The sequence below is a fragment of the Floridaenema aerugineum BLCC-F46 genome, from assembly GCF_041929345.1.
Classification (GTDB): domain Bacteria; phylum Cyanobacteriota; class Cyanobacteriia; order Cyanobacteriales; family Aerosakkonemataceae; genus Floridanema; species Floridanema aerugineum.
This window is the reverse complement of sequence record NZ_JBHFNQ010000202.1, coordinates 40,841-52,652: the sequence shown is the minus strand read 5'-3', so window position 1 is coordinate 52,652 and position 11,812 is coordinate 40,841. Positions and strand designations below refer to the sequence as shown.

Annotated in this window: 11 protein-coding genes; 3 read left to right on the top strand and 8 right to left on the bottom strand. The window is 37.0% G+C overall.

What is annotated here, in order from left to right:
• Positions 1 to 256 precede the first annotated feature (256 nt).
• The 7 genes from ACE1CC_RS26550 to ACE1CC_RS26520 all read right to left on the bottom strand — a co-directional run bounded on the left by ACE1CC_RS26550 (position 257) and on the right by ACE1CC_RS26520 (position 9,979).
• Positions 257 to 2,758, bottom strand: coding sequence for a hybrid sensor histidine kinase/response regulator (locus tag ACE1CC_RS26550; RefSeq protein WP_413273438.1), 2,502 nt, complete (start codon positions 2,756 to 2,758; stop codon positions 257 to 259).
• Between the two features lie 63 nt (positions 2,759 to 2,821).
• The gene (locus ACE1CC_RS26545; protein WP_413273437.1) at positions 2,822 to 4,273 is read right to left on the bottom strand and encodes a methyl-accepting chemotaxis protein; all 1,452 of its coding nucleotides are present in this window, start codon (positions 4,271 to 4,273) and stop codon (positions 2,822 to 2,824) included.
• Positions 4,274 to 4,439: 166 nt separating this feature from the next.
• A complete protein-coding gene (locus tag ACE1CC_RS26540) occupies positions 4,440 to 4,658 on the bottom strand; it encodes a hypothetical protein (RefSeq protein ID WP_413273436.1) in 219 nt (72 codons plus the stop codon).
• Between the two features lie 2 nt (positions 4,659 to 4,660).
• Positions 4,661 to 6,127 carry a methyl-accepting chemotaxis protein gene (locus ACE1CC_RS26535; protein WP_413273435.1) on the bottom strand — a complete coding sequence of 489 codons (1,467 nt, stop codon included), beginning with the start codon at positions 6,125 to 6,127 and terminating at the stop codon, positions 4,661 to 4,663.
• Between the two features lie 4 nt (positions 6,128 to 6,131).
• Positions 6,132 to 7,187 (bottom strand): chemotaxis protein CheW, encoded by a 1,056-nt coding sequence (locus tag ACE1CC_RS26530; protein ID WP_413273434.1) that lies wholly within the window; start codon positions 7,185 to 7,187, stop codon positions 6,132 to 6,134.
• Between the two features lie 354 nt (positions 7,188 to 7,541).
• Positions 7,542 to 9,176, bottom strand: a complete 1,635-nt coding sequence (locus tag ACE1CC_RS26525) for a CheR family methyltransferase (RefSeq protein WP_413273433.1) — start codon at positions 9,174 to 9,176, stop codon at positions 7,542 to 7,544.
• A gap of 506 nt (positions 9,177 to 9,682) precedes the next feature.
• Positions 9,683 to 9,979 (bottom strand): hypothetical protein, encoded by a 297-nt coding sequence (locus tag ACE1CC_RS26520; protein ID WP_413273432.1) that lies wholly within the window; start codon positions 9,977 to 9,979, stop codon positions 9,683 to 9,685.
• Positions 9,980 to 10,184: 205 nt separating this feature from the next.
• Between ACE1CC_RS26520 and ACE1CC_RS26515 the strand changes: the two genes are divergently transcribed.
• Positions 10,185 to 10,766: a DUF4126 domain-containing protein gene (locus ACE1CC_RS26515; RefSeq protein WP_413273431.1), complete on the top strand. Its 582-nt coding sequence runs from the start codon at positions 10,185 to 10,187 to the stop codon at positions 10,764 to 10,766.
• 111 nt (positions 10,767 to 10,877) lie between these two features.
• Here the strand turns inward: ACE1CC_RS26515 and ACE1CC_RS26510 are convergent, their stop codons facing one another.
• A complete protein-coding gene (locus ACE1CC_RS26510; protein ID WP_413273430.1) occupies positions 10,878 to 11,267 on the bottom strand; it encodes a hypothetical protein in 390 nt (129 codons plus the stop codon).
• A 187-nt stretch (positions 11,268 to 11,454) separates the two neighbouring features.
• On the opposite strand from ACE1CC_RS26510, the gene ACE1CC_RS26505 reads away from it, so the two are divergent.
• Positions 11,455 to 11,643 (top strand): hypothetical protein, encoded by a 189-nt coding sequence (locus ACE1CC_RS26505; RefSeq protein WP_413273429.1) that lies wholly within the window; start codon positions 11,455 to 11,457, stop codon positions 11,641 to 11,643.
• Complete coding sequence (locus tag ACE1CC_RS26500) at positions 11,640 to 11,807, top strand: type II toxin-antitoxin system RelE/ParE family toxin (RefSeq protein ID WP_413273428.1); 168 nt, start codon at positions 11,640 to 11,642, stop codon at positions 11,805 to 11,807. Before ACE1CC_RS26505 ends, ACE1CC_RS26500 begins: the two co-directional genes overlap by 4 nt.
• Positions 11,808 to 11,812 lie beyond the last annotated feature (5 nt).

The window sequence follows — 11,812 nt, the reverse complement described above, 5'->3', positions numbered from 1 at the left end:
ATAGTTATCTATCAATGGGGCGGGGGACATTACCCCCCCCCCAAAAATTTATAATTAATTTGGGGGGGGGAACATGACCCCCAATTTTTTAAATTTATTTTTAAAAAAAAAAAAATAAATTTTTGGGGGCAAATTACCCCCACCCAATAACAATGTTTTTTTTGTGGTGGGTGTTTTTTTTTCCCCGCCCCATTGATAGATAACTATTTTCACTTTATTTATTTGCACCTACTTAATCATCGATGACTAATGACTATTAAACGAGTCTTCTGAGAGTATCTAATAACATCTGCTGGTTAAAAGTGCCTTTGGTAATATAGGCATTGGCACCTGCTTCTGCACCCCTTTTTTTATCTTCATCGCTGGCTAAGGAAGTTACCAAAATAATCGGTATTTCGCTATATTCTTTTTGTTGGCGAATTTTGGCGGTGAGCGATAAACCATCTAAATTCGGCATTTGAATGTCGGAGACTATAGCATCATAAGAGCGAGATTTTAATTTAGTAAGTGCATCCATGCCATCGACGGCTGTTACGACTTCATAACCTGCTCCTTCTAGGATACGTTTTTCTTGGGTACGAATGGCGATCGAATCTTCTACTAACAAAATAACTTGTTTACGTTCTTTTGAAGCTAGGGATTTTACAGAGCGTCTTGTAACTTTTGAGACTGCTTGCTTACGCACAGATTTAATTAAATCCTGGGGATTTAACACCATACAAACTTCCCCAGTACCCAAAATAGTTGCACCGGAAACATTCCGCACCCGCTTGAGCAATTTACCTTGGGGTTTGAGCATTACATCCTGTTCATCTAGTAATGCGTCTACAATTAATCCCAAAGTAGCATCTCCTACTTTAATAATAATACAAGGCAAATGTTGAGAATTTGTAGCTGCTTGCTGAAGCGGAAGAGTTCCCCATCCCTGCTGATGATTTATTTCTAATAAATCAGCTAAGTGAGTCACTGAAATAGGTTGAGAATCAACAAGAATTGTATCTTGTCCTTCAATGGGAAAAATATCTGACTGTGTAATTAACCGCGCCATCATCACATATTCCACAGGAATTGCATAAGAAATATTATCGACTGAAACAATTAATACGTGCGCTGTCGCTAAAGTTGTGGGTAACAACATCCGAATTGTACAACCCATTCCGAAATTAGATTCAACTTGGATATTGCCTTTCAAATGTTCTACATTATTCCGTACCACATCTAAACCTACACCCCTACCCGAAACTTCGGTAACAAATGTCCGAGTCGAAAATCCCGGTGTAAAAATTAAAGATTGAATTTGGGATGGTGTCATTGTGTTCAGTTCTTCTTCGCGACAAACACGGCGTTTCAATGCAGTTTGTTTGATTTTTTCAATATCTAATCCCCTACCATCATCGATAACTTCTATTACTACATTGGTTGTTGTTTGTTTCGATCGCAGTAAAATTGTTCCTTGGGGAGGTTTACCGAGACGGCATCTTTCTTCTACAGCTTCAATTCCGTGATCGACACAATTACGAATCATGTGCATCAAAGGATCTTTCATTTCTTCAATGATGCGTTTATCGGCTTTTGTTTCTGCTCCTTCGATAATGAAATTAATTTCTTTACCTTGTTGTTTAGCTAAGTCGCGTACCATGCGAGGAAATAAATTAAAAATAGTTGATAATGGTAATAGTCGCAGAGTTCTAATTCCATCGGAAAGTTCATCAGAAATTACTTCTAGTCTCTGGACATCTTCATAAAGGGAATTTCGTAATTTGTTAACTAGCATTCCCAGTTTATCCAGGAATTGTTCTTTAGTTCTGGATGAATCTTTACTATGTGCTAAATCGGAGCTTTGGGGCAGAGAAAACAGAGAAGCAGCAACGGGGAAAAAGTCTGTTTGTGCTGATTCATTTTTGAGTGTTATTCTCGAAGATTGAGATTTAATGCGACTATATTCTTCACATAAATTGGCGATTTCTTCAATTTCTGCCAGTCGGTGATTAACCCGAATTTTGGTGACTGTAAGTTCACCTGCTTGAGTCATTAAAGAATCTAAATGCCGAGTTTCTACTCTAACGCTTTCAATGCGGTAAGTTTGCTCAGTGGGAGTTAAGTTTGGGAAAATTTTTAGTGGTTCTGGAGGGTTTTCTGAAATTGGGGAAATAGTAAGGTTTAGTTTTTGAATTTCGTTGACGGGAACTGTGTCAGAGGTAATGTTTGGGAGATTAACAGTTGGCGGAACTTCTATTTCTGGGTGAATTACTTCTACATCAGTCGCAGTAATTGGAGTTTCTGCTGCTATTTCCTCTGGTTGCTCTCCAGATAAGGTGTCTTCTTCGTGAGTTTCTGATGATGGTTGATTTTCTGTTGAATTATCCGAAGATTCTGGGCTATTTCCTCCCATCATATAAGCTAAAACATGGAAGGCATCTATGCGGGGTGGAGTGCCTGTAACTGCTTCTACTACTAATTGACTAATGGCATCTAATCCTTGGTAAAGGCGATCGCTAACATCAGGCGATAGTTCTACTTCATTTCGTTTTATTGTACCTAAAATATGCTCTAATTGATGGGCGAGAGTGGAAATATCTTTTAATCCCAACATCCCAGCATCGCCTTTGAGACTATGTGCTTCCCGCATGATTTCTTCTAAATTTGCTCGATCGTGGGAATCTTTTTCTAAGTGCAGCAAGCCTTCTTCTAATTTTTGTAAATGTTCCTCGCTGGCGGATTTAAAGATAACTCTCAGTTCTTCATCGTCGATATACATTATAATTTTCTCCTTGGCTATTCATGATTTTTGGTAACAGGGAAATGATTAATAATTCCTCAGTTAAACTACATTTTTTAAATTCATAGTTGCCTCATTTAACTGTTGGGTACTAATTTTCGTTTGACTAATGCCGCTGGCTGTTTCAGCAGCAGCTTGGTTTAGTGAATTCATCGCATCTACTACTTGTTGAATGGCAATAGATTGCTCTTTGGCACTTAAGGAAATTTGTTGAACACTGAGAACGATGTTGTCAATTGATGCTGCTACCTTTGTGAAAGTTTCTGCTGTCTTTTGGGTATTTTTGGCATTATCATCTACTGTTTTAGTACCCTCCTCTGTAGCGATAACTGTAGAATTAATGGCATTTTGGATCTCTGTAATTAAGGAATTGATTTGAGCAACAGATTTTTTGCTTTGATCGGCAAGTTTGCGAATTTCTGCGGCGACAACGCCAAAACCTTTGCCATGTTCACCAGCACGCACCGCTTCAACAGCGGCGTTCAAAGCTAACATATTTGTTTGGTTGGCTAAGTCACTTACTAAGTTGGAAATGCTAGCAATTTGATTGGTTTGTTGACTTAAAATTAAGGTTTGTTCGGCGATACTAGTGACTTTTGCTTTTAGCGATAACATCCCTGATTGAGTTTTTTCTACTACTTCGGTTCCCGATGCGGCTAATAGTAATACTTCTTTAGCACTAGTAGCAGCAGTAGCAGCTTGACTTGCTGCGCGTTGTGAAGAAACTCCTAATTCATCCATTGTGGTAGTTGTTTGATTGACAGCTGTTGCTTGATGATTTGCGGTGCGTTCTTGCTGTTCGACTGTGCTAGCAATTTCTGTGGAAGAAGTGGCGATCGCATTTACAGCTTTATTTATTTGGGAAGTAATACCTGAAGAAATTAAAATTGCCGCTATTAAGGAAAATCCTAAACACAAAAGAGCACCTATTAACACGGCAGCAATCAAATTGTTTAGTACCTTTTCAGCTTCATTAGTTGCTTGAAGAACTAAATTTTTCTCAGCTTCGTTAAATTCTCTGCTTAAATCTCTAAAATCATTGACTAGTGATTGCTCTTGCTCTGTTCTTAATAAAGAAATTGCTTCTGTTTGCTTACCTGCCTGAATTAAGTTAATAACTCTGTTAGCTACTTGGTTATATCTATTATTTAAAACTACCATTTTTTCCCAACGTTCTATCTGTTGAGAATTGGTAAGCATTGGCTTTATCTTAGTGGAATATTCAGTAAATAGCTGCAGCCAGGTTTTGTAATCATTAATTAGCTGGTTATTGCGAAAAATTACGTAACCCCGCAGTGCCAAAGCCTTCCTAGCGTAGCTAAATCTCATTAAAGCACTATTCTCAAGAATTTCTTGGTTTCGTTTTACTTCATCAAAAGCGAGAACCAATCTATTTGTACTGGAATAAATTAATCCAGCTAATCCCATGAATAGAATTATTGGCACTCCATAACCTAATAACATTCGATTCCGTAATTTAAATTTACTAAACATAATTTTCTCTCTGTTGGTATCTGCAAGATTTTTTAGTCTTTAAACTATGGTTTTAAGATTCATGGCTGCTTCATTTAACCTTTGGGTACTTTCTTTAGTTTGGCTGATTCCACTAGCAGCTTCAGCTGCGCCTTGATTGAGGTTATTCATCGCCTCAACTACCTGTTCAATAGCAGTTGCTTGTTGCTTGCTGATTAATTGGTTGAACAATTTGGCGACTAATAAAAAGTACAATAAATGAACCGACTAAAACCGCAATTACTGTACCACCGATCGAAACAACTTGAGCTAAAAATTCTGCTGGCTTTGCGGCTTGGATTCTTTGGGCTTGCAGAGCATTTTCTCGCTTAATCATTAACTCAATATTTGCTCTGATCTGATCCATTACTAGACAACTGATTTAAGATTTACAGCAACTTCGTTGAGTTTTTGGGTACCAAGTTTAGTTTGGCTGATTCCACTAGCGTTTTGCATAGCAGCTGTACTTAAAGAGTTCATTGCTGAGGCTACTTGCTGAATCGCTGTGGCTTGCTGCTTGACGTTCAAGGAAATTTGTTGGCTACTTTCATAAACGTTGTTAATTTCTGCCATAATACTGGCAAAAGCATCGGCAGTTTTTTGAGCAATTAATTCTCCCTGTTCAGCACTTTTAGTGCCTTCTTTAGTCACAATTACTGTAGAGTTAATCGCATTTTTAATGTCACCCACTAAACCATTAATTTTATCAGCAGATCGTTTGCTAGCATCGGCTAATTTGCGAATTTCACTAGCCACAACTCCAAAACCTTTACCATGTTCTCCAGCACGCACGGCTTCTACTGCTGCATTCAAAGCTAACATATTAGTTTGGTTAGCTAATTCGCTGACTAAGGTAGAGATGTTACCTATTTGATTTGTTTGTTCGCTTAAGTTGAGAATTTGATTGGCGATCGCTTCTACTTTTTGTTTCAAATTTCCCATTTCTTGCAAAGATAATTCCACCGCAGAACTTCCCTCTTCAGCTTTTTCTAATGCTTCTTGTGCGCCTTTGGCTGACATTTCTGCTTGTTGGGCTGATTGACGAGAAGATACGCCTAATTCATCAATAGTGGTAGTAGTTTGATGAACTGCGGAAGCTTGTTGGGAAGCGGCGCGTTCTTGTTCTTCGATTGTGGCAGCAATTTCTGTGGAGGAACTAGCGATCGCATTCACACTTTCATTAATTGTTTGTGTAATTCGCGAAGCAATCCATAAACCTAGAGGAATCGCCAAAGCGATCGATAATAATGTCCCGATAATTACTGCTAAATTCAGCGCACTTAAGGCATCTTTAGTTTCTTTATTTTTTTGTTGTTGAATTGCAATTTCATCTTGCTCAAATTCATTCAATAATTGCTCTATTTCCCGATTCAATTCTTGCCGACTTAACGAATTATAACTTTGTACTGCTTCTTTTACTCTGCCAGTTCTCACTAAATTGATCAAGTTCCTATTAAATTCAATAGACTGTTTTCCCAGTGCAATCACTTGTTCTAAACGCTGTTTTTGTTCGCTAACTTCTACTCTTTCTTGCAAGTATTCCGCTGATTTCTTAAATGACGTTTCTCCTTCCTGAAAGCTGATAACGTTTTGTGGCTCTGGTTTTAATAAGTAACCTCTACCAGCCCTTTGCACCCTCGCTAAACCCAAAGCCATCGTGTCTGTATTTCTGACTATTTCATAACCCAAAACTTCTCTTTTATTTTGTGACTCTACTTTTCCCACGTTGTAGTAGACTACGCTGGCGATCGCAACTGAAAACAGTAAAGGCACAGAATACCCTAAAATAATCCTGTCTCTTAGCTTTAAATTACCAAACATACTATCAAATTTCATAAAATTACACTTCCTCATTTACAATTAAATCACCCTGCTGAAAAACTTTGGCTAAGTCCAAAATACTCATCATTTTCTCGCGGTAATTAGCCGTACCTCGTAAATATTCCCTATTTGCTGAATGCACTGCTGTCGGTACAGGTAAAATCTGCGACGGTTGCAAATACATTACATCAAACACTTCATCAACTGTCACCCCTGCAATTAAATCATCCATTTTAATAATCATTACTTTAATATTATTGCTATTTTCCATCTCTAATATTGGCATATTTAACACTGTGCGAATATCAACTAATGTCAAAATTTCTCCCCGCAAATTCATATTACCCACAATATGCGGAGGGCAACAGGGAACCGGAGTAACTTGACGAATATCAGTAAATTCGCGCACAATTCCTAAATCTAGCCCAAAATATTCATTATTTAACCCCACCACTGCTAAAGGAATTAATCCGGTAAAATCTTCTTTTTGAGTAGGTTGCCTTAAATTCTCTGCACGTTCTCTCAATATTGCTCTTTCTTCCGGCGTTGCTTCAGGACAAAATAGCAATTGTTTTTTGCTGAATTTCTCCGTAAATTCTCCTTTTTCTAAAGTTCTTTTCCCTAAAATTGATTCAAAATTTTGGGAATAGCAAAGTAACTTTTCATGATTCAGCAACATGATAAGATCTGCATCTACTTTGCCAATGCCAGCTATAAAATGCGAAGCACTTCCATTCAATTCCTGTATATAGAATAGTTCATTTGTCATTTCTTGCTGGTAAATATTATGAACTTCTAGGACTTGATTCACAATAATTCCTAAGCGAAATTCTGGCGATTCTAAAACAATTATACTGTCTGTTAAACTATAATCTAATTGCTCGTAACCCAACCGAATATTTAAGTCTAATACTGGTAGAATATCCCCACGCAGATTTACTACACCAACAATATCAGCTGGTGCTTCCGCAATAGGTGTCAAATTAGGTAAAGAGAAAATTTCTTGCACACAAAATGTTTCCACTCCATAGCGTGAACTATTTATTCTAAAGATCAGATAAGGTTTATTAGTCATTGTTAACCTATTTGTATTTTTGCTAAAGTTATGAGATAAAAGTTTGATTTCTGAACCTATACAACTTGACAATTTGCCAATTTACTAGAAACACTATTACTAGTAGCTGTTAGCGCAGAAGCTCAAGCTTGTAATACTGGTTTCTATTTCTACTTTAATCAATAATTGGACTTAGTTAACCAGAGTGGCAGTCTATTCCTCTACTTGTTGCTGATTTGTCACTTTGAGAAGCACCCCTAACAAGATTTTGCTTTAAGTTTGCACAGTTTCCCTATTTTTAACTATTTTTTCTGATTTTACTTTTAGTATAATTAGGATAGTATGTTTCAGCTAATTAATTAGCAATTAACTTTCTTACAATAGTTTATTGACGTATTCTAGCAACTCACCAGCAGTTACAGAGCTTTGTTGCTCTACCATAGCTGAGGATGGTAGCTGTTTGAGTAGTTCCAAAGCAGTTGCTAACATTTTTTTCGCTCTATTAGTATTTCCTTCTTTTTCATAAATAGCCGCAAGTTCCAAATATGCTGAAACAGAAGAAGGTGCCAAATAAATAATAGTTTTCAAAAATATTTTGGCTTTTTCTAGGTCTTGTTTTTCTTCAGCAATATGCGCTAATAAATGATAAGGCTGTACTGCCAAAGAATCAATTGCTATTGCCTGCTGACAGTAATAAACAGCTTTACTATGCTGACCTAAATTAGCATAAGCTTGCGCCAGTAAGTAATGAGCAGCAAAATGTTGCGGATGGCAAGCAATCACTTGTTCGGCTTTTTTAATTGCTGGCATATAAGCTTCTTCTTGAAAAAGTATCTCTGCTTCTTTCATCAAATTATTGGATGAATTTTGATTGCCAGAAGTAGATACATTTGTGATAACTGTTTCTGTTGGTTTTGCGAGCGGAGAATTTGCATAATGATGCTCAAAATTTGATGATTGGATTTTCTGCGGTAATTCTTTTACTACAGCAGGTTTGTCTTGGTATTTCGCTGTTTCACTCTTAAATATTTGGCTATGATCAGAATGATAACTTTTAGATAAATCTGTTTTTCTGCTCTTTTGCTGCACAGAATCACTAGGTTCTAATTGCTTACTTTGTCTTCGTTGATAAATTACTGATTCTGGTAATACATTGACTTGAAATTCACCCATATTCTGACCATAAAGCTCTGTGTGTGCTGTCATTAAGTAACCACCAGGCACTAGGGTATCATAAAATTTTTTAACTACTGTTGTAATAGCTAGGCGTTCAAAGTACACAAAAACGTTGCGACAGAGAATCAGATCCATATCGTGAAACTCAGTATTATAGTCGGGAAAGTTATCGGTTAGTAAATTTCCCTGTTGTAATTTCACCATCTGACGAATTCGATCGTCTATTTGCCATTCGTTTTGTTGCTCTTGAAAATAATTAATTTGTAAATGAGGATCTACTAACCGAAAAGACCAAGGATTATAAATTCCTTGTTTGGCTTTCTCAATAGCTTTATAATTAATATCTGTTCCCAAAACTAAGATATTCCAATTATCTAAGTCCGAAATTAATTCTTGAATTAAAATAGCTAAAGAATAAGGTTCTTCGCCTGTAGAACAGCCAGCACTCCAAACCCTGAGAGATTTTTTATGATTACCTGTTACCTCTGAGTTTTGCTGTTTTGCTGCTATAATTTCTGGTAATATTTTAGTTCTAAGTAGGTTAAATTGCCCTCGATCGCGAAAAAAGTAACTTTCTCCCGTAGTGAGTAAAGATACTAACTCTTTCCATTCCTGTTTTGCTGACCAATTTCCGAGTCCGAATTTACCTTGAGGAGTTTTAGATTCATTCTTGGCTTCTAAAAATAGATAATAATCTTCGGGATTTGATATTCGCAAATATTTTATCCTTTGCCAGAGTTTTTTTGTTAATGTATTTTTATCCTCCTCTCTAATGTGCAAACCCGTATTTCTGGTAATTAATTGGCTAAAACAATTGATTAACGCCTCATTCATTAAACTTACTCTTGGGGCAATGAACATGATATATTTTATACTCTAATTTGGGCTACTGTAGTCAAAAAACTTGAGAATCACAGAGGTATTATTAAATTCTTTAACTAAATTACAGATTTGAGAGCCAAAAATTTATATTTCTCTGTAAAGTTAGCCGTTTCGTTAGAATTTGCGGAAACTGGGAAGAGTACACAAAATATAATAACAGAGGCAAATCTAGTTTTGGCATGGTTTTGAAGACAACAGCAAAATCAGATCGAGTAAGTATTGCAAAGTAACCAGATTAGTCTGTTGTGAGTTTGATAATCCCAATAGATGCACTTTTATATTTTACTACCTATTTCGATTAATGGCTGTTACTAAAGCTGGGAGATGAATTTGAGTTCGGTTCTCCCAGACAAAATTAATTAGACATCTCCAGAAATTAAAGGTGCATCTCCAAAAAAGCTTGTAGAGACGTTATATATAACGTCTCTACAAGCTTTTTTGGAGATGTCTATTAAATTTTAGTGTTCTTCCACGTACATCTTAGGTTCGATCGCAAAGTTATCCATTCGTCCAGATTCATCGATAACATAACCAGCAGTGGTGTCTAAATCACTACCTTCTTCTTGTTCTCTGAATGCTTCTAATTGCTCGATATTCTGCTCTACATCCACATTAGAAGGAATCTCTGCATCTCGGGGATTAACATTAGTATTTTGTGCGGTTTGTACGCCGTAATGATTGTTACCAGGTGCGCCTCTTCCGGGTTCAGCTTCTCTGGGATCTTCTGGCAATGTAGGATTTTGTTGGTTAGTCATAGATTGTATCCTCTGTTTCATTATTTCTATGAACTTAGCCAATTTAGTATCACCATTTACTCTTTCTCTGGGATTAAATTATTAAGTAAAAATCAGGTCTAATTGCCAGTAGATAAGTCCACCAACAGTTAGATGTAGACTGGGCTAAAAATTTGCCAAATTTAACAAAGCGGGTGTGAATAATTGATTTTTGAAGGAAAATTATATGGATATTTTGTTAGGAATTTGTTTAGGAATTAGTTTAAGTGCTGCTTGTGGCTTTCGGGTTTTTGTCCCGCCTTTAGCGATGAGTATTGCTGCTTTGACGGGAGTTTGGACACCTGGATCTGGTTTTGAGTGGATTGGTACTTATGAGGCTTTGGTAGCATTTTCTCTTGCTACTTTAATCGAAGTTACTGCTTATTATATTCCTTGGTTAGATCATTTTTTAGATGCTTTAGCGACACCAGTTGCAGTGGCAACTGGGACAATTATTACTGCTTCCATGTTTACTCATTTTGACCCTGTACTTCAGTGGAGTGTGGCTGCGATCGCAGGTGGTGGTTCGGCTGCTATTGTAGAAGTAATCACAAATATTACTCGGTTATTTTCTACTACGACAACTGGCGGTTTGGGTAATCCAGTTTTGGCGACTTTTGAAACTGCAACTTCGGTTGTTTTGTCAATTTTAGGAATTTTGTTGCCGATATTCACTGCTATTTTATTGGCAATGTTGTTGGGAGTTGCTGTGTCGAAGATTTGGCAAATGCGCGGGGTAAAACAGCAAAGTGCGACGACTACGGAGTGAGGTTTTAGGAATTGGAATTCAGAATACAGGAAGTAAAAGATTGTGCATTCTGAATTCTGATTCCTAAAAAATACTTGTTTGTCCTGATTTAGATGGCTATTTGTTAATACTCTACCTGCCTACAGTAGTTGCTACAAAAATCACAGTAAACACTAATGCGATCGCAATAAAGATCAAAGCAATGATTAACAGCCAGTATTGCAGAGTGTAAAGTTTTCTCAACTCACCCAGCGCACCCATCAAATTTTCGATGTCACTGCCGCTAGTTTCTACAATGCGTCGGAAAGCTGAAGAAGCGCTGTTAGTCCAAATGCCAGTTAAGATGTAAACAACTCCATTGATGATGTTGCCTACTCCACCTGTTCGTAATGATAACAGCCCGCCTATTATTCCCAGAGCGCCAATCCCGATCAGAAAGGCAGCTACAAAGCGCATTTTATCAGCTAGGTTTTTGATTAGTTCGTTCTGGGAACTACTAAATTCGTATTCGCGAGATTCCATTTGTTATACCTCAGATAATAAATACCAAAATTTTACGGCATTTTTGGCTGTTAAATGGGTGAGGAGGTAAGATTTGCGACGTAGAGGAGATATTTTGATATAGGTGCTTATCGATATTGACAATAATAGCCCATTAATCTTATTTGTGTTAGAATGTGCAAGTAAAATCTCTGTTGCGTTTATACTTATGAAAACTGTAAACGTTAAAGAAGAAGCTCGTCGTTTGATTGACAAATTACCGGAAAATTGCACTTGGGATGACTTGATTTATGCAATTTATATTAGGCAAGGTGTAGAAGCTGGTCTTGCTGATGTTAAAGCTGGTAGAATAAGAACGGTGGAGGAAGTGCAAAGAAAACTTGGATTATCAACGTGAATATTTATTGGACAGATAAAGCAATAGAAGACCTTATAGTAATTAGAGAATACATTGCTCAAAACTCAACTGAATCTGCTGATAGAATAATCGATAATTTGACTAATCGTTCAGAGCAGATTGCTGCTTTTCCTTTTTCTAGTCGCATTGTGCCAGAATATTGAAGATG